Source organism: Methylocystis sp. Sn-Cys, assembly GCF_016745395.1.
Classification (GTDB): domain Bacteria; phylum Pseudomonadota; class Alphaproteobacteria; order Rhizobiales; family Beijerinckiaceae; genus Methylocystis; species Methylocystis iwaonis.
In genome coordinates, this window is the sequence record NZ_JAERVJ010000001.1 from 693,021 (window position 1) to 714,589 (window position 21,569).

The following is a 21,569-nucleotide window of genomic DNA, read 5'->3' on the forward strand; positions in this document are numbered from 1 at the left end:
CCCGGCCACCCACGCCATGCCGATGCGGCAGCGCTGGGTGGACGTTCGCGGCGCAAGCGAATTTCGACATAGGTTGGAAGTCGCGGGAGGCCTGCGTATCTTCGACCATAGTAGGGTTACGCCCCTCGGCGTGGGTGGCCGGGACGAGCCCGGCCATGACGCTGGCGGCGGCGTGAAGATCTCATGCTGGAGGGGAGCAATGACCGAAACCATGAAAGCCATGGTCCTGCGGCGCCCCAACACGCCACTCGTGATGGAAGAGCGTCCGCTGCCCGCGCCCGGGCCCGGCGAGCTGCGTCTGCGCGTCGAGGCCTGCGGCGTGTGCCGCACCGATCTCCATGTCGTCGACGGCGAGCTGCCGGACCCCAAGCTCCCCATCACCCCCGGCCATGAAATCGTCGGCCGCGTCGAGGCCATGGGAGCCGGCGTCTCGGGCTTTGCGATTGGTCAGCGCGTTGGAGCGCCCTGGCTCGGCCACACATGCGGCCATTGCCCCTATTGCGTCACCATGCGCGAAAATCTTTGCGATGATCCGCTCTTCACCGGCTATACGCGCGACGGCGGCTACGCCACCCACGCCATCGCCGACGCCTCCTTCTGTTTCGCTCTGCCCGAGACGGGCGACGCCGCGACTTTGGCGCCGCTGCTTTGCGCGGGGCTCATCGGCTGGCGAACCCTCAAAATGGCGGGGCCGGCCGAGACGCTCGGCGTCTATGGCTTCGGCGCCGCCGCCCATATCATCGCCCAGGTCGCGATCCTGCAGGGCAAGCGCGTGCACGCCTTCGTGCGTCCCGGCGACGACGCGGCGGCGCAATTTGCGCTCTCGCTCGGCGCGGCGAGCGCGCAAGGGTCGGATGCGCCCACGCCCGAGCCGCTCGACGCCGCGCTGATCTTCGCGCCCGTCGGCGGGCTGGTTCCCCGCGCGCTCGCCAGCGTGAAGAAGGGGGGCGCCGTTGTTTGCGGCGGCATCCATATGAGCGACATTCCGAGCTTTCCCTATGCGCTGCTCTGGGGCGAGCGCCGGTTGCAGTCGGTCGCCAATCTCACGCGCGAGGATGCCCGGGAGTTTCTGTCGCTCGCGCCGACCCTGCCGCTGAAGATGCATGCGACGCCTTATCCGCTCGCGCAGGCCAATGAGGCGTTGAGCGATCTGCGCGACGGGCGCTTGCAGGGAGCGGCGGTGCTGGTTCCGTGAGGCGGTCCGCCCGGGGCGGCAGGGCTCGCAATTCAGGTTAACAAACCCTCCGCAGCCTCGTCATGCCCGCGCTTGTCGCGGGCATCCACGCCAAGACATTGCGACAAGCGGAGAGAAGAAGCGCGTTGCTCCCGCTCATGTTCTCACCTTTCCGTGTCGGCGCGGCGTGGATGGCCGCGACAAGCGCGGCCATGACGCTGGAACGCGCGGGATTTCCTTGACAGGCGCCCCGCCGGCACGTTAGGGAACCCAATGCTTCGTCGCGGCGGCTTCGCCGCGTTTTTCGTTTTTCGGAAACGAAGCGCAACCGGTCCTACTGCAAAAAGCCGGCCCGCAGGCCTAATCGCCATGCGAGAGCCGGGCTCGAACACAGGAAAAAACGATGTTCGCAGTCATCAGAACCGGCGGCAAGCAATATAGCGTGTCCGCTGGCGATATTATCACGGTCATGGCGCTCGATGGCGCGCCGGGCGACAAGGTCACCTTCGACGAGGTGCTGATGATCGGGGGCGACGCCCCCAAGGTCGGCGCCCCCACGATTGCAGGCGCGAGCGTCGCCGGCGAGATCGTCGAGCAGGCCCGCAGCCCCAAGTCGATCGCCTTCAAGAAGCGTCGGCGCCAGAACTCCAAGCGCAAGCGCGGCCATCGCCAGGATTTGACGCTGGTCAAGATCCTTTCGATCTAGCGCACGCTTCGCTCGCATGGCATCATGCGGGCGAATAGAGATCGCGCCGGGTCGAACTCTGGAGCGCATGCGACCGCAAAACGATTTGCGGGCTGCGCTTCTCGGCAACGGCATTCACAGGCGGCCCTGACGCCGCCACACAGGAACAAGTCGGAGCAGGACAATGGCTCATAAGAAAGCGGGCGGCTCGTCGCGCAACGGCCGCGACTCGGACGGCCGGCGCCTCGGCGTCAAGAAATTCGGCGGCGAATCGGTGCTCGCCGGCAATATCATCATTCGCCAGCGCGGCACGAAATGGCATCCCGGCCGCAACATCGGCATGGGCAAGGATCATACGCTCTTTGCGCTCGTCAACGGCGTCGTGGAGTTCAAATCCACCCGCGGCCGCGCCAGCGTATCGGTCGTACCGGCTGTTGAGGCCGCAGAGTAAGGCGGACGGATCGTCAAGCGACCCGCCGCCGGTCTTTCCCCGGCGGACAGGTCGTCTCGACCCGGTAGGGAGCAAAGCTCCCGAGCGAAATGTCCGGAAAAAGGCCCAAAGGGCCTCTAGGGGGAAGCGGCCGACGCTTTCCCCTTGTTCGTTCCGGGGCCACATTCGGTCTTTCGCTTGGAGCCTTTTATGTTTCCCGAGATTACCCAAGACGACGTTTTCAGGCTGGAAACCGAGCGGCTGTGGCTGCGCTGGCCGCGGCTCGCCGATGCGGTCGCCTTGGCGAAACGCGCCGGCGATCTGGAGGTCTCCAAGCAGACCGCGACCATTCCCCATCCTTATAATATCGGCGACGCCGAGGAATTCGTGCGCCGCGCCCGCGCCGAAAACGAATCGGGGAGGGGACTCGTCCTGGCCCTGTCGTTCAAGAAAGAGCCGAACGATCCGATCGGCGTGATCGGCGCGCATGGCTCCGCCTTCCGCGGCACCGCGTATCTGGGCTATTGGCTGGGACGGGATTTCTGGGGGCAGGGGCTGATGACGGAGGCCGCGCGCGGCTTCGTCGACCTGATCTATGGCGTCTCGTCGCTGGGGGAAATCGTCTGCGATTCGCTGCCGGGCAATGCCGCGTCGCGGCGGGTGCAGGAGAAGCTCGGCTTCACCAGCCTCGGCGAGATCGAGGCCGACGCCCCGGCGCGCGGCGGGCGGGTCAAGGTCGTGCGGATGCGGCTCTCGCGCGGCGCCGCCCATACCGCCTTCGGCGCCCGGCGCCCTAAATTGACCTCCACATGAGCGTGACATGAAGTTTCTGGATCAAGCCAAGGTCTATGTGCGTTCGGGCGACGGCGGCGCGGGTTGCGTCTCGTTCCGGCGCGAGAAGTTCATCGAATTCGGCGGGCCGGACGGCGGCGACGGCGGCCGCGGCGGCGACGTCGTGGCCGAATGCGTCGACGGGCTGAATACGCTCATCGACTATCGCTATCAGCAGCATTTCAAGGCCAAGACCGGCATGCACGGCATGGGCAAGAACCGCGCCGGCGGGCGCGGCGCCGACGCCGTGCTGAAAGTGCCGGTGGGCACGCAGATCTTCGAGGAAGACGAGGAGACGTTGATCGCCGATCTCACCGAGGTCGGCCAGCGGGTCGTCATCTGCAAGGGCGGCAATGGCGGCTTCGGCAACGCCTATTTCACCACCTCGACCAATCGCGCGCCCCGCCGCGCCAATCCCGGCCAGCAGGGCGAGGAGCGCACCATCATCCTGCGCCTCAAGCTCATCGCCGACGCCGGCCTCGTCGGCCTGCCGAACGCCGGCAAATCGACCTTTCTTGCGAGTGTGACGGCGGCGAAGCCCAAGATCGCGGATTACCCCTTTACCACCTTGTACCCGGGTCTGGGCGTGGTGCGCCGCGACGGGCGGGAGTTCGTGCTTGCGGACATCCCCGGCCTCATCGAGGGCGCGCATGAGGGCCATGGCCTGGGCGATCGCTTCCTCGGCCATGTCGAGCGCTGCCGCGTCCTGCTGCATCTGGTGGACGCCACGGGCGAGCACGCCGGCAAGGACTATAAGACCGTGCGCGGCGAGCTTGCCGCCTATGGCGCGGGGCTCGACGAGAAGCTGGAGATCGTCGCGCTCTCCAAGGTCGACGCGGTCGAGCCCGAGCAGCTCAAGAAGCAGCGGGAGCGCTTGAAGCGCGCTATCGCCAGCGCCGGCCCGGAGCCCGAGGCGCGCGGGCCCCTGCTGGCGCTGTCTTCCGCCTCCGGAGCTGGCGTCACCGAGGTCCTGCGCGCCGTCAGCGCGGCGATCGACGCGTCGAAGACGCAGGAGAAGGTCGAGGCCGAACCCGCCGAATGGCGACCTTGAGCCGCACCCTCGCGCCATTGACCTTAACAAGGTGGCTCACTAGCTATTATAGATTATGAGCTCCTGCAGCGACAAACATAGGCACTTCGGCTCGACAGCGGCGACGCTGCTCGTCACCTATTTGCTTATCCTGCAGGGTCTCGCGGCGGGCACGGTCACCAGCGCCCGCGGCGCGGCGCTCTTCGCCGACGCCATCTGCCAAAGCAAAGCCTCCGGCGCGCTCGACAGCGCCCCTGGCGCCCCGATCCGCCCCAGCCGCCATGGCGACGCCTGCTGCGTCGTCCAGATGGCCTCCTTCGGCGGCGCGGCGGCTCCCTCGCCCTTCATCGGCGAGACCCCGCCGGCGCTCTCCTATGTCGCGGCGCGGCTCGCCTTCGGCCACGCCTTGCCCAACGCCGAGGCGGCCACTCCGCCGCTCGGCTCGCGCGCGCCCCCCGTCCTGATCTGAAGCCCGCCGCAGCCAGCGGCGTCGAACGATCCGCTCTCTCAACGGGCGGCTCTTCTCAGGCAAGCGACTCCATCGCCATCTCACGCATCACTTCGCGGGTCGGAGGGCCCGGCGGCGTGTCATGGCCGGCTGGAGCGCGTTCAGCGACTTCGGATCAATGGAACAGAAAACCCAACCCACGCGAAAGCCGACCAAAACTGTCCCCCGCGTCTCCGCCCGCGAGCATCGCTGCTCGCAGAACGGCAAGCTCAGCAAAGCGGTCGAAGGCTCCATCCGCCTCGCGCATGAAACCACTGAGGCGCCGGCGAAAGGCCGCCTCGAGGTGATGGAGATGTATTTCGACGCCTCCGGGCGCCCGATCAAACGCAAGAGCGTCGGCGCCGCGCGCGTCTCGCGGGCCTATGACGCCCGGGGCAATCAGGTCGAGGAGGCCTATTACACCGCCGAGGGCAAGCCGACCGCCCCCAAGGACGTCGGCGCCGCGCGCATCGCCTGGCGCTACGACGACGAGGGTCGGCGCGTCGAGGCGGCCTTTTTCGGCGTGGACGGCGCGCTGATCGAGCGCCCTCACAAATTGCCGGCGGAAGCCTAAGACGCGTCGCCCCCCTCGCGCGCCCGCCGGTTGCCTACTGTCATTCCCGACGCTCGCAAAGCGAGCGATCGGGAATCCAGAGCAAAACCGATGCTCTTGCGGCCCTGGATTCCCGATCGGGGCTTCGGCCCGTCGGGAATGACAAGGCCTCACCTTACCCGGGCGATCAAAAATCCGTCCCAGCCTTTCGAGCCGACCGTCTGAATGGCGGTCGCCGTCACCCGCGGCTCGGCCGCGACGTGATCGAAGAGCTTTCGGCCGCCCAGGCCGCCGTCGTCGGTCGTATGGGGATCGGCGACCGCGCCGTCGCGCACCACATTGTCGACGATAATGAGCGACCCCGGCCGCGACAGTTTGAGCGCCCACCCAAAATAGGCGGCGTTGTTGGCCTTGTCGGCGTCGATGAAGGCAAGATCGAAAGGCGCGCCGCCTTCGGTTTCGATCTTGGGCAGAATATCCAGCGCGGCGCCCACGCGCAGATCGACCTTCTCGGCCACCCCCTCGCGCGCGATATTTTGCCTGGCGACCTCGGCGTGGCGCGGGTCGAACTCGATGGTGACGACCCTGCCGCCATCGGCGAGCGCGCGCGCCAGCCATATGGTCGAATAGCCGCCCAGCGTTCCGATCTCCAGAATGCGCCGCGCGCCGATCGAGGCCGCGAGCAGATGCAGCAGCTTGCCCTGCGGGGCGGAGACGTCGATGGCCGGGAGGCCGGACGCCCGGTTGGCCTCCAGCGTCGCGCCCTGCCGGTCGGCCGGCGGAATCAAACGGTCGGAAATATAATCATCTACGATTTTCCATTCATTGGTCATGGCTGCGCCTCTTCTCTCGAACAACCCCAAAACTCGAAACCATTTGACCTCGAACAGCGCTTCGTGCGAAGTGCCGCGGTTCTCGCTCGCGACATGCGGCGGAACAGGGAAGGCTTGATGGCCCTATCTCGCGCCTCAGTCTCCCTGTGGCCGAGCCGGCGCGCCAAGCCGAAATCTATGGGAGCGAAACAGATGATCAAGCTTGCTTTGACCACGGCCGTCGCCGTCGTGGCTTTCAGCGCCTCGGCCTTCGCCGCCAGCTACAGCGTGACGGAAATCTCCTCTTCGGGCATCAAGCGCGCCAATGGCACGTGGAAGCTGACCACGGAAGGCGACAAGGTTGCCGGTTCCGCCGACATGCAGCTCGATAACGGCTCGGTCATTACCTATAAGCTCGACGGCAAGGTCGAGGGCGGCGTCTACAAGCTGAACCTCAACGACCGCACCGACGGCAAGAAGGACTGCGTTTGGACCGGCAAGCCGAATGAATCCGGCAAGGTCTTCGAGGGCCCGGTTCAGTGCGGCAGCGAGAAGTTCTCGATCCGCGCTGGCGTGCAATAAGCTCTCGATAAAGAGGGAACCAAACGCCGGCCGTTGGCCGGCGTTTTAATTTTTAAAAAGTGTTGAGCTTCCAAGCGATTTCTTCTGGCGCCCCAACCTCCCCGACCGTCATGGCCGGGCTTGTCCCGGCCATCCACGCCGAGGGGCATGGCCTACCAAGGGACGGGACGAGGTTTCGCCAGATAGTAAACTCATCCGCTCGATACGCTTTGGCGCCTGCGCGGCGTGGATGGCCGGGACGAGCCCGGCCATGACGAGGGAGGGGTAGGGTAGCGGGCTCACGCCCCCTCCATCGCCTCCAGCTCGCCGATCAGCCCCTCGATCATCTCCAGCCCGATCCCCCAGAACGCCGGATCGCGCGCGTCGAGGCCGAAGGGCTTCAACAGCTCGTCGTAAGGCTTGGCGCCGCCCGCCTCCAGCAGCGCGAAATAGCGCTCGGCGAAGCCTTCGTGCGCCTTTTGGTAGACGCCATAGAGCGAGTTCACCAGGCAGTCGCCGAAGGCATAGGCGTAGACATAGAAGGGCGAATGGATGAAATGCGGGATATAGGCCCAAAAGGTCTCGTAGCCCGGCCCAAGGCGGATCGACGGCCCGAGGCTGTCGCCCTGCACGCTCATCCAAATCTCGCAAATCTGGTCGGCTGTGAGCTCGCCATTGCGGCGCTCGGTGTGGACCTTGCGCTCGAAGGCGTAGAAGGCCATCTGGCGCACCACCGTGTTGAGCATATCCTCGACCTTGGAGGCGAGCAGCGCGCGCCGCTGCGTCGTATCGGGGGCCTGCGCCAGCAACGAACGGAAGGTCAGCATTTCGCCGAAGACCGACGCCGTCTCCGCGAGCGTCAAAGGCGTCGGGGCCATCAGCGCGCCCTGCGGCGCCGCCAGCACCTGATGCACGCCATGGCCCAGCTCATGGGCGAGCGTCATCACGTCGCGCGTCCGGCCCTGGTAATTGAGCAGCACGTAAGGATGCGCCGAGGGGACGGTCGGATGCGAGAAGGCGCCGGGCGCCTTGCCCGGCCGCACCGGGGCGTCGATCCAGCGCTTGTCGAAGAAATCGCCTGCGATCTCGGCCATGCGCGGCGCGAAGCCTTTGTAGGCGTCGAGCACGATGCCGCGCGCCTCCTCCCAGGAATAGCGCTTGGAGGGCGTCGCCGGCAGCGGCGCGCTGCGGTCCCAATAATCGAGCGCATCCTTGCCGAACCATTTGGCCTTCAGCTTGTAATAGCGATGCGACAGGCGCGGATGCGCTTGCGTCACCGCCTTGGCCAAAGCCTCCACCACCTCGCCCTCGACCCGGTTGGACAGATGGCGTGAATCGGCGACGTCCTTGAAGCCGCGCCAGCGGTCGGAGATTTCCTTGTCCTTGGCGAGCGTGTTGGTGATCAGCGAGAAGGTGCGCAGATTGCCCTTCAGCGTCACGCCGATCGCCTGCGCCGCCTCGCGGCGTTTGTCTTCGTTCGGGTCCTGCATGAGATTGAGGACCGGCTCGATCGCCAGCTCTTCGGCGCCGACCTTGAAGCGCAGCGAGGCGATGGTCTCGTCGAAGAGACGGTTCCAGGCGGCCGCGCCCGAGATGTATTTTTCGTGGAACAGCTCCTCGAGCTTGTCCTCAAGCTCGTAAGGCTTCTCTTTGCGGATATCTTCGAGCCAGGGCTTCCAGCGCGAGAGCGGCGCCGTGCCCGCCGCCGCCATCAGCACCGCGTCGTCGAGACGATTGAGCTCGAGCTGAAAGAAGAGCAACTGCGCCGAGGCGTTGGTGATCTTCTCCTGCACGTCGCCGTAGAATTTGGCGCGCGTCGGATCGGTGGTGTCGCCGCTGTAGAGCAGCCCGGCGAAGGACATGAGCCGGCCGAGCAAATCCTGCAGAACTTCATAGCGCGCGACCGCCTCGCCGAGCGTCGCGCTGGCCTGGGCGTCCGTCGCAAGCTCGGAAAGCTTGCCGCGATAATCCTTGCCGAATTGCGTCACCTCCTCGGCGACGCGCGCCAGATCGGCCTTGAGCCGGGGTGAATCCGTGCCCTCGTAGAGGTCAGCGAGGTTCCACTCGGGCAGGGTTTCGGAAAGGCCCGCGGCGGCGTCCGCGGGTGAAAATGTGGCGGAGGAGGTGAAGCGCATTGTGAGAAACCATGGGAAGAGTTGCGGAGGCCGGTGCGGCGAATTGCTTTATTCATATGAGCAAAGCCCGAGGGCGATCAACCCGCAGCGGCAAGCGCACGGCGGCGTTGCGCGGCCCCCTCCCTGTCCCTCCCCCGCAAGCGGGAGAGGGGACGCTCATGATCGGCGCTGTCATGAAGGCGACAATCTGCTCCCTCTCCCGCGAAGCGGGGGAGGGTTGGGGAGGGGGCAACGCAGCGCTCTTTCGCGCTTGCTCGCCGATATGCTTCTCTTTGGGCGCTGATTTGGCTCTGGATCCCCGATCGGGCCTTCGGCCCGTCGGGGATGACGACCGCTGCTTGAACGGAACGACCACCAAGATATAGGAGCCCATTTCATGCCCCAGCCGCCCTCGGGCTATTTCACGCGCGGCCTCGAAGCCGACCCGGAGCTCGACGCCGCCATCAATGGCGAGCTCATGCGCCAGCGCGACGGGATCGAGCTGATCGCTTCCGAAAACATCGTCTCCCGCCTCGTCCTCGCGGCGCAGGGCTCCGTGCTCACCAATAAGACCGTCGAGGGCGCCGCTTACGCCCGCTATTACGGCGGGGCGGCATTTGCCGACGCGATCGAAGCGCTCGTCATCGACCGCGCGAAGAAGCTGTTCAACTGCCGTTTCGCCAATGTGCAGCCGCATTCGGGCTCCAACGCCAATGCCGGCGTGTTTCTCGGCCTGTTGAAGCTCGGCGAGCCCATTCTCTCCATGAATGTCGCGGCGGGCGGCCATATCAGCCACGGCCATCCGGCGACGCTGACCGGGCGTGACTATTCGATCACGCAATATGGCGTGAACCGCGAGAGCGAATTGATCGACTTAGACTCGCTGCGTGATCTCGCGCGCGCGACGCGGCCGAAAATGATCGTCGCTGGCGGCTCGGCCTATCCGCGCGCCATCGACTTCGCGGGGCTGCGCGCCATCGCCGATGAGGTCGGCGCCTATCTTCTCGTCGATATGGCGCATGTCGCCGGGCTCGTGGCTTGCGGGCTTTATCCGCATCCCTTTCCGCATGCGCATGTGGTGACGACGACGACCTATAAATCCCTGCGCGGCGCGCGTGGCGGCATGGTTTTGTGGAATGACGAAGCGCTCTCGAAACGTATCGACGCCGGCATATTTCCCGGCGTGCAGGGCTCGGTGATGCTGCACGCCGTCGCGGGCAAGGCGGCGTGTCTCGGCGAGGCGCTGCAGCCGGCGTTTCGCGCCTATAATGAAGCCGTGCTCCAAAACGCCCGCGGGCTTGCCGCAGCGCTTGCGGGCGCGGGCCTGCGCATCGTGACCGGTGGAACCGATACCGGCCTCATGCTCGTCGATCTCTCATCGACGGGCGTGACCGGCGACGTCGCGGCCAAGGCGCTGGAGAAGGCGGGGCTGGCGGTCAACAAGAATATGATCCCCTTCGATCCGCGCCCGCCGGAGGCGCCCTCTGGCCTGCGTCTTTCCAGCAACGCCGGAACGACGCGCGGCTTCGGCGTCGCGGAGTTCCAGCGCATCGGCGCATGGATTGCCCGCATTGTGCGCAATCCGTCTGATCTTCGTACAATCGACGCGACGCGTCAGGAAGTGCTGGCGCTATGCCGGGCTTTTCCTATTTACTAGCCGCTTATGGCTGCAAAATTCACGGCGCGTTTCGTTCAATCGCTGGAAAAGGTGGAGGCCGCGGCATGGGACGCCTGCGCCAATCCGCCGACATTGACGCAAGCCGATGGCGAGCGCTTCAATCCCTTCATCACTTACGCCTTCCTCTCCGCGTTGGAGCGCTCTGGCTCGGTCGGCGCGCGGACGGGTTGGTCACCGGTGCATGCGCTGGTCGAGGACGAAAGCGGGCGCCTCGTCGCCTGCGCGCCCGCCTATCTCAAGGCGCATAGTCTCGGCGAATATGTCTTCGACCAGAGCTGGGCGCAGGCCTATGAGCGGGCCGGCGGCAAATACTACCCGAAGCTCCAAGTCGCCGCGCCCTTCACGCCGGCGACGGGGCGGCGGCTTCTCGTTGCAGGCGATGCGCCGGCTGGCGCGCGCGATGCGTTGATCGGGGCCTTGCGTGGACTGCGTCAGGCGCTCAAGGCCTCCTCGCTCCATGTGACCTTTCCAACGCCGCAGGAGGCGCAGGCGCTTGGCGAGGCGGGCTTCATTCTGCGCGCCGGCGAGCAGTTTCACTTCGTCAATGAGGGCTATGCGAGCTTCGAGGATTTCCTCGGCGCGCTGTCGTCGCGCAAACGCAAAGGCATAAAACGGGAAAGGCGCGAGGCGCTGGGCGATGACGTCACGATCGAGCGTCTCAGAGGCGCGGAGATCCGCCCCGAGCATTGGGAGTCCTTCTTCGCCTTTTACATGGATACGGGCGCGCGCAAATGGGGGCGGCCCTATCTCACGCGCGCCTTCTTCGACCTCATCGGCGACGCCATGGCGGATCGCATTCTGCTGGTGATGGCGAAGCAAGGCGCGGAGTATGTCGCGGGCGCGATCAATTTCCTGGGCGACGACGCGATCTACGGCCGCAACTGGGGCGCGCTGATCGAACGGCCCTTCCTGCATTTCGAGATCTGCTATTATCAGGCGATCGACTACGCCATTGCGCATGGCTACACGCGCGTCGAAGCCGGCGCGCAGGGCGAGCACAAGATCGCGCGCGGCTATCGTCCGGTCGTCACATGGTCGGCGCATGATTTCGACGACGCGGGGCTGCGGGCGGCCGTCGCGGATTATTGCGAGCGGGAGCGCGCGGCGCTCGACGAGATGATGGCGGCGCAGGAGGCCGAATTGCCGTTCCGCAAGGAGGAGACGATGTGAGCGACGAGCAAGCGGAGATCATCGCTTATCTTTCCGGCCTGCTCGGCGCGCCCAAGATCGTGACGACGCATATTTCGACCGTGCTGCTCGGGCGCGATCGCGTTTTTAAGCTCAAGCGCCCCGTGCGTTTGCCCTATCTCGACTTCTCGACGCCGGCCCTGCGCCTCGACATGTGCGCGCGTGAGGTTGCGCTCAACCGGGCGTTTTCGCCCGCGCTTTATCTCGGCATGCGGCGGATCACGCGGGAGAGCGACGGAAAGCTGGCGCTCGACGGCGAGGGCGCCTCTCTCGACGCCGTTGTCGAGATGCGGCGCTTCCCGGACGACGCTTTGTTCGATTGCATGGCGCGCGAGGGCCGGCTCACCAAGGAGATGATCGAGACGCTCGCGCGCCGCATCGCGAAAGCCCATGACGCGGCGATTGCCGATCATGCGCGCGGCGGCGCGGCCTCCATGCGTCAGATCATCGACAGCATGGACGCGAGCCTGCGCGCGGCGGCGCCTGCGCCGAGTGACGAGGTAGAGGCGCATCTCGACAATCTGCGGCGCGCGCTCGCGACAAACGCCGCATTGATCGACGCGCGACAAGCGCAGGGGAAGGTGCGGCCCTGCCACGGCGATCTCAATCTGCGCAACATTTGCCTGTTCGAAGGCGAGCCGACGCCCTTCGATTGCCTCGAGTTTTCGGACGACATCTCGACCATCGACGTTTTGTACGATCTCGCCTTTCTGTTGATGGATCTGTGGCGCGTCGGGCTGTGCGACTTTTCCAATCTCGCGCTCAACCGCTATCTCGACGCGCGCGCGCAATCCGAGGAAGACGGGCTGCCGCTCCTCCCCTTTTTCATGTCGCTACGTGCGACGATCCGCGCCCATGTCGAGGCTTCGCAAGGCAATGGAGAGACAGCGCGCGGCTTTTTCGACCTTTCGCGCGATCTGTTACAGCCGGCGCAAGGCGCCATCGTCGCGATCGGCGGCTTCAGCGGCTCCGGCAAATCGAGCGTCGCAGCGGCGCTCGCCCCGCGCATCGCGCCCGCGCCGGGCGCGCGCATTTTCAACAGTGATCGCCTGCGCAAACGCCTCTTCGGCGTCGAAGCGACCGAGCGGCTTCCGCCCGAAGCCTATAAAAGCGAGGTCTCAGCGAAGGTCTACGCCGAGATGTTCGACGCGGCGAAGCGGGTCGCAAAGATCGGCTGGCCGGTCGTCGTCGACGCCGTATTCGACCGCCCGCAGGACCGCGCCGCAATCGAAAGCGCGGCGCGCGAAGCCGGCGTTCCGTTCATGGGCGTGTGGCTCGACGTCGATCTCGTGCAAAGACTGGCGCGCGTCGACATGCGGGTCAATGACGTCTCCGACGCGACGCGCGCGGTGCTGCAGGCGCAGATGGCGAAGGACACTGGCGAGATTTTGTGGCTGCGCGTCGACGGCGGGCGCGAGCGGCGGCGCGTCATAGATGAGATCGCCCCATTGCTGACAAAGCGCCGTTGACGCCCCTCGTGCTTCGAGACGGCTGCTGCGCAGCCTCCTCAGCATGAGGGACTTCTGCAACAAACACTTAGGCCGCATCCTGAGGAGCGAGCGACGCTCGCGTCTCATACCATTTCCGGTTGCACAGCTCGCATTGGGGCTTTTGTCATTCCCGGCGGGCTGAAAGCCCGACCGGGAATCCAGAGCCACAAAAACGCTGGTTTGCTCTGGATTCCCGATCGCTCGCCTTGCGAGCGTCGGGAATGACACCGAAGCAATCAAATCGGATTTCGTCTCGAAAAACGAGGCCGCCTCGACGTTCGCCCCGCGCCCCCTCAAAAGCTCTCCCGATTATCGAACTCGTCGCGGGCGCGCTCGATTTCCTCGCGGTTGTCGATCCCCCAAATCGCCAGCGAAGAAACGGTCTTCAGAAGCGTCTTGCCGAGCGGCGTGAGCGTATATTCGACTCGCGGCGGGACAGTCGGAAAAACCTTGCGAAACACAAGCCCGTCGCGTTCGAGTCCGCGCAATGTGAGCGTCAGCATTCTCTGCGAGACGCCGTCGATCAGCCGCTTCAACTCGCTGAATCGCTTCGTGCCGTCGCCCAGCAGCATAATGACCAGCACGCTCCATTTGTCGCCGACGCGGTTCAGCACGTCGCGCACGAAAGGGCATGCTTCGCGATGGGAGATAAAGTCGATCTGAGCGGCGTTTTTTCGAGATTTCAAGACGCATCCCCGCGTTATCCGAGCGATCCTATGACACAAAAAGAAACGTCAAAAGAGCCATTTGGCTCGCACTGGAGACCCATCGCGCGCTCACAAAACCGGGCGTGGGTTACTTTCATGTAACTCTCTAACTTGAATGTTCCGTCTTCTTTTGAACCTGGTTCCTGATTATCATCACAGTATGTATTTGTAACCATCGGAGACGACGAATGTCATTTACGATTCTGCGGGTCGATAGCAGCCCCTTGGGAGAAGGTTCTGTTTCGCGCAAGCTGACCGCGAAGGTCGTTGCGGAGCTCGTGGCCAAGCGGCCGGGCGCCAAGGTGATCGAGCGTGATCTGTCGAAAAACCCTTTGCCGCATCTCGACGCCTCGACCATCGGTGGGTTTTTCACCGCCCCCGAAGAGCGCGACGCGGCGCTCTCGCAAGCCGTCCAGCTCTCCGATATTGCGGTCGATGAATTCTTAGGCGCGGACGCCATCGTCATCGGCGCGCCCATGTATAATCTCGGGATTCCGTCGGCGCTGAAAGCGTGGATCGATCATATCGTGCGCGCCGGGCGCACCTTCCGATACACGGAGTCGGGGCCAGTCGGCCTGGCGCCCGCCGGCAAGAAAGTCATCGTCGTTTCGGCGCGGGGCGGCGTTTTCACCGAGGGCCCGAGAAGGGCGTGGGATTATCAAGAGACCTATCTCGAAGCCGTGCTGGGATTCCTCGGACTGACGGACATCTCCTTCGTGCGCGCCGAAGGTCTTTCGCTCGGCCCCGATGCGGCGGCCTCGGCGATTGAATCGGCGGAAGCACAGGCAATCGCCGCTGTTCGCGACGCCGCTTAGTTATTTTATCCCCACCCCCAAAACCTGCTTTATGCTTCCCCCGCTTCGCCATCTTGCAGGGGCGCCGTCGGGTCGGCGGTGCCGGCGGGGCCGGTTAAACGCAAGGCGGCGACCCTCGCCTTGTGTGGGTTTTGCGCCGCTTGCCGGGCTTCCTCCCGATGCGTGGAGGGCGGATGTTTCCGCGAAAAGGCTGGGCATAGCAGTTGGGGCCGCACGCTGGGGACGACTACCGAAACGGGAAAACACCCTCGGCCGACGGCGGCGTAGTCAAAACCCTTGCGACGCGCCCGGAGGTTTTGCGCCTCCGGGAAAGAAGCGGCCCTCGCCTGAGGGCGGCGCCGGGCGGGCGAAACGTCACAGGATGACGTGAACCCCGGCTGGAAAGGTGCGTCGCGGAGAAAGACCGCAGCCGGGACGCCTCAGGTTCCGACGCGCATTTCTATTCACGCTACCGGCCGAACGGGGCCGGGGCGTCCCGGCTTCCTGTATCGCCCTGCGTCGGGAATCGGCGGCGGGGAGTTTGGCGCTGGATGGCCCCCTCCCCAACCCTCCCCCGCTTCGCGGGAGAGGGAGCAAATCGTCGTTTCATCCAGAGCGCCGATCGTGAGCGTCCCCTCTCCCGCAAAGCGGGGGAGGGACAGGGAGGGGGCGGCGCCACGATAACAATCTGCCAAGCTTACCTCGACGGCCCCCCGGCACACCCCTTGCTCCCGTCCATCCCAAAGGAATGCGTCCCATGCTGGATGTCGCAATTGTCGGTGGCGGAATCTGCGGTCTCGCGCTGGCGCGCAGCCTTGCTGCGAAAGGCCTTTCCTATGCGCTGTTCGAGGCGCGCGATCGGCTTGGCGGGCGCGTTCTGACTGTCGAGAACCCGACAAGCGGCCTGCGCCTCGATCTCGGACCCACCTGGTTCTGGCCGCAGACTCAAGGCGCCATAACCCGCCTCGTCGGCGAATTGGGGCTGGAGCCTTTCGATCAGCACGATCCCGGCACAGCGCTGCTGATGACCGATCCCGAGAAAGCGCCCGCCGTGCAGTCGGCGCCGGGCCTCCACGGCGGCGCGCAACGGCTGAAGGGCGGCATGGCCGCGCTCGTCGCGGCGCTCGCCGCCGATCTCGATCCGCAGACTCTCCATTTCGGCCATGTTCTTCGCGCCGCGCGCGATTGTGGGGAAGCCGTCGAGCTTTGCTTCGAGACGGGCGAGGGCGAAGTTAAAATCGTCGCCCGTCAGGTCGCGCTCGCCGTTCCGCCGCGCCTGCTCGATCGCGACGTCGCTTTCGCGCCGCCGCTGCCCGACTTTGTATCGGCGGCCATGCGCGACACGCCGACATGGATGGCGGCGAGCGCCAAGGCGGTCATCGGGCTTGCCGATCCGCCGATCTGGCGGGCCTTCGGTCATTCCGGCAACGCCTTCGTGGTTCACGATCAGGCTGTGTTGGGCGAAATCTTCGACGCCTGCGACGCCGGAGGCGAATGCGGCGCGCTCGGCGGCTTCTTCGCGCTTCCGCCCGACACGCGCGAGGCGTTCCGCAACGGTCTGCCGACGCTCGCGAAAAGCCAGTTCGCCCAGCTCTTCGGCCCCTCGCTCGACGCGGGCGAATTGCACTTGCAGGATTGGGCGACAGAGAATTTCACCTGCACGCAGGCCGATCGCGCCACAGGCGGCGCCCATCCCGACTACGGCGCGCGCGCCTTCAGCCAACCGCTCTGGAACGGCAAGCTCTTTTTCGGAAGCTCGGAAACGGCGCGGGAGGGCGGCGGCTATGTCGAGGGCGCGATCAACGCCGCCCTGCGGATCGCCCGGCACATCTTGCCGCAACAGGAGACGCCCATGACGATGCCGGATGTCGCGGGATCGACCGCCGAGCGCAATCAGCGTTGCCTCGAACTGTTCCATGAATGGGTGGCGTCACGGCGCGCGCCGGCGTTCGCCGCCTATCGGCAGCGGCTCAATTTTGCGCTGTCCCACGGTGAACGCGAGCAGCTCACGCAGCGCGCCATGCTCGGCGCCATGGAGGCGATTTTCGCCGACGCGCTGTCGATGATCGACGAACTGCCGTTCGACCATGCGGGCGTCGCCGTCGAGCGCGGACGCTCCGATCTTACGCCGAAAGTGCAGGCGGCCTTCGAGGGTTTCATTCAGGCGCTGCTCGATGCGATCATCGACTTCAACCGCACATCCTGCGCACTGTCGAATTTCCCGCAGGAGCATAAGCCGGCGAAGGACTATGTCTCCGCGACGTTGCGAGACATCGGCGCGGCGTGGCGGGAGTTTTCGCTCGAAGCCAACAGCCGCCTGATCGCCAAGCAACGCGCGCCGATCGATGCGTGAGCCTCGTCTGGCCCGCCACGTGCTTCGTCGCTAGCCAATCGAACATTGTCTGGAGACCGACACTCATGGCCGTGGACCTTAAGAAAGATTGGACGGACGCGGATATTGCGGCGCTCATCGGCTCGGTGACCGACGACCGCGACTGGCGCCTAGAGGTCGACGCCGATGGCGTCGCCGATCTCGCCGATAAGACCGCGCATCCGACCGGCGTCGACTACGACGCTGCGCTGCATTGTTTTCTCGAAACATGGATGGCGGGAACCGATTTCGTCGGGCCCTCGGCCGCCGGCGACAAAAACCTCGTCGGAAAAATCGCGAAAGCGCTGCGGGAGAACTATCCGGCGCTCAAGGCCAATAAATTCATCTTCGTCGATCTGTGAGTGAGATCCGCTCGATTGGTTCGGTGTCATTCCCGACGCTCGCGAAGCGAGCGATCGGGAATCCAGAGCAGCCACGGCTAATTTGGCTCTGGATTCCCGGTCGGGCTTTCAGCCCGCCGGGAATGACACGACCCCATGCGAGCCGTTCAATAAACAATAAAGTGAGGGCAAAAATGGCGCGCGCGCAAACGGCCTATCTCAATCGCGCGGAGGTTCCCGCGCGTAAAGCGCTGCAGACTGCGCTCAATGAGCTGGGCTTCAAGCTGACGCTCGACGACGCCTATGCGCCGTTCGAGACCAAAGGCTATCTGCCCTGCACTTATGATGGCGAAGACGCTGGCTTCGACCTGCGCTTCGGCGAAGTGGAGTCACCCACCGACATTCTCTCGGCGGCGCTCAACGGGCGCGACGTCGCCATGAAATTTCGCTGGGGCGGCGATCCGCGCGAGCAATTCGCCGCCGTCGCGGTCTGCGCGGCGCTTGCGGATAAATTCGGCGCGATCATTCACGAGCCGGAGCAGGATAAGCTCCTCACGCTCGATGAGTTGCATGCTACGGCGCGCAAGCTCGCCGCTTCGCTTTAAGGCTCGTACGAGATCCGCTTGGCTGGTTCGCTGTCATTGCGAGCGGAGCGAAGCAATCCAGAGCCGCGGTGACGCTCCTGGATTGCTTCGTCGCTGCGCTCCTCGCAATGACGGTCCCCCGTGAATGACGCGCCCCATGCGAGCAATTCAAATGGAATATCCCTACCAGCCGGCGACGCGCCGGCAGGAGGCGGAGCCGCCGTCGAACTCGTAATGGTCGCCGCAGGCGAAGGCCACCGGCGGCTCGCCGGCTTGTTCGAATTTGTCGTAGCCTTGCTTGAGATTCTTCCAGAAATCGACCCATTGGTGATAACCGCCGCCGCTCCCGACGAAGGAGAGCCAGCCGCCGCCTCCGCCCGTCTCGCGCGCGATATTGGCTTCCGTCATGCGGAACGGAAAAATATGGACGGGAATTTCCTTCTGCCCCGCCCGCAGCGCGGCTTCGACGAAACCGTAAATTTCTTCGATGCCCTGGTCGGTCATGGCGAAGCAGCCGACCGACTTGCACGACCCGTGCACCATCACGAGCCCGCCGGTGCGGCCGTTCTGGCGATCGAAAGCGTTAGGATAGCCGACGTTGAAGGCGCGATGGTAGTTGGAATGCGGATGAAGCTGCTTGGCGGAGACGCTGTAGAAGCCCTCGGGCGATTGATAATCAGCTTCCTTGAGCTTCGGCCCCAGACGGCCCGACCATTTGCAGATCGGGAAGGTCCGATACAGCGCATAGCGGCCGTTCTTCTTCAGCCATAATTCGAGCTGCCCTTCCTGCTTGAAGATGCGCACGAAGACCGGATCGCCCATGCCGAATTTCGGCGGCGGCGCCTGGAAGGCGTCGTCTGGCGCTGGCCGCAACGCGGGCTCCTCTAGCCGCGCCGTCTGCTGGGCGCCGGCAGGCGCGGGCGTCTGGGAACTCTCCGGCGTGGCGGAAGCGACTGTCGTCGCTTTACCGGGGGCGACGGCATTCTTGTCGAGGTCGGCCGGACGGGTGGGCGGCAGCGGCGCGTCGACGTAAATGGGCGCGGGGGCGGCGCTGGCCTGTTGCGCCTCGGGCGTCGGCTGCGCGGCCTGCGGCCAATGCGGGAAAGACCAGGACGACGCTGGCGCGGGTTGCTGCGAGGCGGCTTGCGGTTGGGCGGATGGGGGTTGAGCAGCTTGGGGCGGGACCGCGACAGGCTGGCTGGCCGCTGGCGGCTCCGGCGGCGCCTGCAAGGCGGCGAGATCGGCGGGCCGTATCGGCGGCAATGGCGCTCCAGCTTGCGCGCTCGGCAAATCGGCTGGCCGAGCCGGAGGCGTTGGCGCGACTGGCGGGAAGGAGACTGCGCCTTCGACGTCGGACGCCTGCAGCTCATCGACCGCAGGCGGCGCCTCGGCGGCTGGAGAGGCTGGCGGCGGCGCGGCGGCGATGAGAGCGGGCGGAGGGCTCTCCGAAAGTTTCGCTTCCGCCGGCGCCTCAGCCGGCGGCGCAATCGCCCGTCTGAGGCCGGGCATGATGCTTCCGCCGGCAAGATGCGTCGGGTCGCCGCGCTGCGCGCTCCTCGAGGCCGTTGCCTCCCGCCCGCCGAGGCTCGGCATAAAATAAAGCACTCCCGTCCCCGCGGCGATGGCGGCGAGGACGACGACGGCAAACAACAGATGGGTCGAACGAAGCTTCATAAAGACAGCAGTCTAACCCTAGCGACGCAGTTGAAAGTCCGGCAAGCCCGCGTCAGTGCCCGTCGAAGGCGACCAGCGTGCGAACCGGGACGCCCAGCGCTTCGATCTTGCTTGCGCCGCCGAGATCGGGGAGGTCGATGACGAAACAGGCCGCCACGATTTCCGCGCCCATTTTCTGCAGAAGCCGGACCGCGCCTTCCGCCGTGCCGCCGGTCGCAATCAGATCGTCGACCAGAATGACACGCTCGCCTTGCGCGACGGCGTCCACATGCATCTCGATCTCGTCGGTCCCATATTCCAGCGTGTAGGACATGGAGACGGTTTCATGCGGCAGCTTGCCCTTCTTGCGGATCGGCACGAAGCCGGCCGAGAGCTGATGCGCGACCGCGCCGCCGAGGATAAAGCCGCGCGCTTCAATTCCCGCGACCTTGTCGATCTTCGTTCCGGCCCAGGGCTGGACGAGCTCGTCGACCGCCTTGCGAAAGGCCCTGGCGTCGCCGAGCAGCGTGGTGATGTCGCGGAAGAGAATGCCTTTCTTGGGAAAGTCTGGAATGGTGCGGATGGCGGCGCGAAGCGACATGGCTTGTCCTGGCGTTTTAGAAAACATTCAACCATAGGCTGATTTGGCGCTGGCGCGCGCAGCCAAGCTCTTTACACTCAACCTGCGTTCCCTCCAAGGATTTCGCTCCATGCACGCCCTCACCCGCCTTGCCTTCGCGCTTGCCTTTAGCCTCCCCGGCGTGGTCCAGGCCCAAAATTACCATGTTGTTCCTCCCCCGGTTCAAGGCGGGGCGATGGGCGGCTACGGGCCGGCCCAGCCTATGCCGCCAGGAACCGGTTACGGCGGTTACGGCCCCGGCGGCGGCCATGGCCGCGGCTACGGCTGCTACGGCTGCGCCTATGTCGGCGACTACGACCCCAACGGCGGCAATGTGACGCTGCCCGTCGCGCCGCCCAAGCGCATCCAGGGGCAGTGGCGCAACGGCCAGTGGTATTACTGAGCGGCCGCGCCGTTCAGCCGCGACATCACCGCGTCGAGCTTCTTCAGCAATTCGGGGTCGCGCGCCTCGGGCGCCGTGAGAATGGCGCTGTCGAGCGCGCGGTCGGAGCCCACCGGGCAAGCCTCGTGCTCGCGCGGGAAATCCCTCAGCACGCGCGCCACGAGCCGCGCGGCCTTGGCCGAGTTCTCGCGCACAATCGCGATCACCGAGGCGACGTCCACATGGTCGTGCTCGGGGTGCCAGCAGTCGAAATCCGTCACCATGGCGACGGTGGCGTAGGAAATCTCGGCCTCGCGCGCGAGCTTGGCCTCGGGCATGGCGGTCATGCCGATGAGATCGAAGCCCGACGCCTTATAGGCGAGCGATTCGGCGTAGCTCGAAAATTGCGGACCTTCCATGCAGACGTAGGTGCCGCCGACGGCGATCTCGATCGCTTCGTCGCGCGCCGCCTTCGCGATGCGGGCGGATAATTTCGGGGCGATGGGGTGCGCCATCGACACATGCGCCACGCAGCCGTCGCCGAAGAAGGACGACTGACGCGCGAAGGTGCGATCGACGAACTGGTCGACCAGCACGAACAGCCCCGGGAAAAACTGCGATTTGAACGATCCGCAGGCCGAGACCGAAATAATGTCGGTCACGCCGACGCGCTTCATTGCGTCGATATTGGCGCGATAGTTGATCGTCGACGGCGAGAGCCTATGCCCGCGTCCATGGCGCGGCAAAAAGACCGCCTGCGTGCCGCCGACCTCGCCGAAGACGAGCTCGTCCGAGGGCTCGCCCCAAGGGGTGGCGACGCGCTCGCGCCTGACGTCCTGCTCTCCCGGAAGATCATAAACCCCGGATCCGCCGATAATTCCGACAACCGCGCGCGCCATGCGCATCCCCCATTTTCCCAGATCGCGCGGGCCCGTAGATGGGACGCGCACGTAAACTTATCGTCCGGCGAGGCGCGAGGCAAAGCGCGACAGAGCCTGAATGGTGCGGCGCGTCACTGTCCTGCGGCGCCGATGCTCGCCCGGTTTCGACGAAATGCGGAAGGTCAAAATTAAGGCAGATATTTT

General features: G+C 65.3%; 22 protein-coding genes. 16 read left to right on the forward strand and 6 right to left on the reverse strand.

Translation table 11 applies throughout. The features are described from left to right. The first annotated feature begins 211 nt into the window (after nt 1-211). The 7 genes from JJT62_RS03145 to JJT62_RS03175 all read left to right on the forward strand — a co-directional run bounded on the left by JJT62_RS03145 (nt 212) and on the right by JJT62_RS03175 (nt 5,211). A complete protein-coding gene (locus JJT62_RS03145; RefSeq protein ID WP_370568481.1) occupies nt 212-1,195 on the forward strand; it encodes a zinc-dependent alcohol dehydrogenase family protein in 984 nt (327 codons plus the stop codon). Between the two features lie 382 nt (nt 1,196-1,577). Beyond that, entirely contained in the window at nt 1,578-1,880 is a 303-nt protein-coding gene (gene rplU / locus JJT62_RS03150) for a 50S ribosomal protein L21 (RefSeq protein WP_202071209.1), read from the forward strand. Between the two features lie 163 nt (nt 1,881-2,043). Further along, nucleotides 2,044-2,310 (forward strand): 50S ribosomal protein L27, encoded by a 267-nt coding sequence (gene rpmA / locus JJT62_RS03155; protein ID WP_202071210.1) that lies wholly within the window; start codon nt 2,044-2,046, stop codon nt 2,308-2,310. Between the two features lie 189 nt (nt 2,311-2,499). Then, a complete protein-coding gene (locus JJT62_RS03160) occupies nt 2,500-3,102 on the forward strand; it encodes a GNAT family N-acetyltransferase (protein ID WP_202071211.1) in 603 nt (200 codons plus the stop codon). Between the two features lie 7 nt (nt 3,103-3,109). Then, the gene (obgE, locus tag JJT62_RS03165) at nt 3,110-4,171 is read left to right on the forward strand and encodes a GTPase ObgE (protein ID WP_202071212.1); all 1,062 of its coding nucleotides are present in this window, start codon (nt 3,110-3,112) and stop codon (nt 4,169-4,171) included. A gap of 55 nt (nt 4,172-4,226) precedes the next feature. Further along, nucleotides 4,227-4,619 (forward strand): DUF2946 family protein, encoded by a 393-nt coding sequence (locus JJT62_RS03170; protein WP_202071213.1) that lies wholly within the window; start codon nt 4,227-4,229, stop codon nt 4,617-4,619. A 157-nt stretch (nt 4,620-4,776) separates the two neighbouring features. Beyond that, complete coding sequence (locus JJT62_RS03175; protein WP_202071214.1) at nt 4,777-5,211, forward strand: hypothetical protein; 435 nt, start codon at nt 4,777-4,779, stop codon at nt 5,209-5,211. A gap of 149 nt (nt 5,212-5,360) precedes the next feature. On the opposite strand, the gene JJT62_RS03180 is transcribed toward JJT62_RS03175, so the two are convergent. Further along, complete coding sequence (locus JJT62_RS03180) at nt 5,361-6,023, reverse strand: O-methyltransferase (protein WP_202071215.1); 663 nt, start codon at nt 6,021-6,023, stop codon at nt 5,361-5,363. A gap of 192 nt (nt 6,024-6,215) precedes the next feature. On the opposite strand from JJT62_RS03180, the gene JJT62_RS03185 reads away from it, so the two are divergent. Further along, the gene (locus tag JJT62_RS03185) at nt 6,216-6,584 is read left to right on the forward strand and encodes a hypothetical protein (protein WP_202071216.1); all 369 of its coding nucleotides are present in this window, start codon (nt 6,216-6,218) and stop codon (nt 6,582-6,584) included. Between the two features lie 278 nt (nt 6,585-6,862). Here JJT62_RS03185 and JJT62_RS03190 read toward each other — a convergent pair whose 3' ends face one another. Beyond that, entirely contained in the window at nt 6,863-8,698 is a 1,836-nt protein-coding gene (locus tag JJT62_RS03190; RefSeq protein WP_202071217.1) for a M3 family oligoendopeptidase, read from the reverse strand. Between the two features lie 376 nt (nt 8,699-9,074). Between JJT62_RS03190 and glyA the strand changes: the two genes are divergently transcribed. From glyA to JJT62_RS03205, 3 genes are read left to right on the forward strand one after another with little or no spacing between them, the layout of a single operon-like run. Then, a complete protein-coding gene (gene glyA / locus JJT62_RS03195) occupies nt 9,075-10,334 on the forward strand; it encodes a serine hydroxymethyltransferase (RefSeq protein WP_202071218.1) in 1,260 nt (419 codons plus the stop codon). Between the two features lie 6 nt (nt 10,335-10,340). Next, the gene (locus JJT62_RS03200) at nt 10,341-11,525 is read left to right on the forward strand and encodes a GNAT family N-acetyltransferase (RefSeq protein WP_202071219.1); all 1,185 of its coding nucleotides are present in this window, start codon (nt 10,341-10,343) and stop codon (nt 11,523-11,525) included. Next, entirely contained in the window at nt 11,522-13,012 is a 1,491-nt protein-coding gene (locus JJT62_RS03205) for a bifunctional aminoglycoside phosphotransferase/ATP-binding protein (protein ID WP_202071220.1), read from the forward strand. Before JJT62_RS03200 ends, JJT62_RS03205 begins: the two co-directional genes overlap by 4 nt. A gap of 314 nt (nt 13,013-13,326) precedes the next feature. Here JJT62_RS03205 and JJT62_RS03210 read toward each other — a convergent pair whose 3' ends face one another. Continuing rightward, the gene (locus JJT62_RS03210) at nt 13,327-13,719 is read right to left on the reverse strand and encodes a winged helix-turn-helix transcriptional regulator (RefSeq protein ID WP_370568473.1); all 393 of its coding nucleotides are present in this window, start codon (nt 13,717-13,719) and stop codon (nt 13,327-13,329) included. Between the two features lie 209 nt (nt 13,720-13,928). Here JJT62_RS03210 and JJT62_RS03215 point away from each other — a divergent pair, with 209 nt between their 5' ends. The 4 genes from JJT62_RS03215 to JJT62_RS03230 all read left to right on the forward strand — a co-directional run bounded on the left by JJT62_RS03215 (nt 13,929) and on the right by JJT62_RS03230 (nt 17,851). Further along, a complete protein-coding gene (locus JJT62_RS03215; RefSeq protein WP_202071221.1) occupies nt 13,929-14,555 on the forward strand; it encodes an FMN-dependent NADH-azoreductase in 627 nt (208 codons plus the stop codon). Between the two features lie 736 nt (nt 14,556-15,291). Then, complete coding sequence (locus JJT62_RS03220) at nt 15,292-16,887, forward strand: FAD-dependent oxidoreductase (RefSeq protein WP_202071222.1); 1,596 nt, start codon at nt 15,292-15,294, stop codon at nt 16,885-16,887. 65 nt (nt 16,888-16,952) lie between these two features. Continuing rightward, a complete protein-coding gene (locus tag JJT62_RS03225; RefSeq protein WP_202071223.1) occupies nt 16,953-17,267 on the forward strand; it encodes a hypothetical protein in 315 nt (104 codons plus the stop codon). Between the two features lie 173 nt (nt 17,268-17,440). After that, on the forward strand, nt 17,441-17,851 hold the full coding sequence (locus JJT62_RS03230) for a hypothetical protein (RefSeq protein ID WP_202071224.1): 411 nt from the start codon (nt 17,441-17,443) through the stop codon (nt 17,849-17,851). Between the two features lie 162 nt (nt 17,852-18,013). Here the strand turns inward: JJT62_RS03230 and JJT62_RS03235 are convergent, their stop codons facing one another. Further along, entirely contained in the window at nt 18,014-19,504 is a 1,491-nt protein-coding gene (locus JJT62_RS03235; protein WP_202071225.1) for a murein L,D-transpeptidase family protein, read from the reverse strand. A 52-nt stretch (nt 19,505-19,556) separates the two neighbouring features. Continuing rightward, entirely contained in the window at nt 19,557-20,084 is a 528-nt protein-coding gene (locus JJT62_RS03240) for an adenine phosphoribosyltransferase (RefSeq protein WP_202071226.1), read from the reverse strand. A gap of 109 nt (nt 20,085-20,193) precedes the next feature. Between JJT62_RS03240 and JJT62_RS03245 the strand changes: the two genes are divergently transcribed. After that, nucleotides 20,194-20,505 (forward strand): hypothetical protein, encoded by a 312-nt coding sequence (locus JJT62_RS03245; RefSeq protein ID WP_202071227.1) that lies wholly within the window; start codon nt 20,194-20,196, stop codon nt 20,503-20,505. On the opposite strand, the gene JJT62_RS03250 is transcribed toward JJT62_RS03245, so the two are convergent. Then, a complete protein-coding gene (locus tag JJT62_RS03250) occupies nt 20,499-21,383 on the reverse strand; it encodes an S-methyl-5'-thioadenosine phosphorylase (protein ID WP_202071228.1) in 885 nt (294 codons plus the stop codon). The genes JJT62_RS03245 and JJT62_RS03250 overlap by 7 nt on opposite strands. Nucleotides 21,384-21,569: the final 186 nt, after the last annotated feature.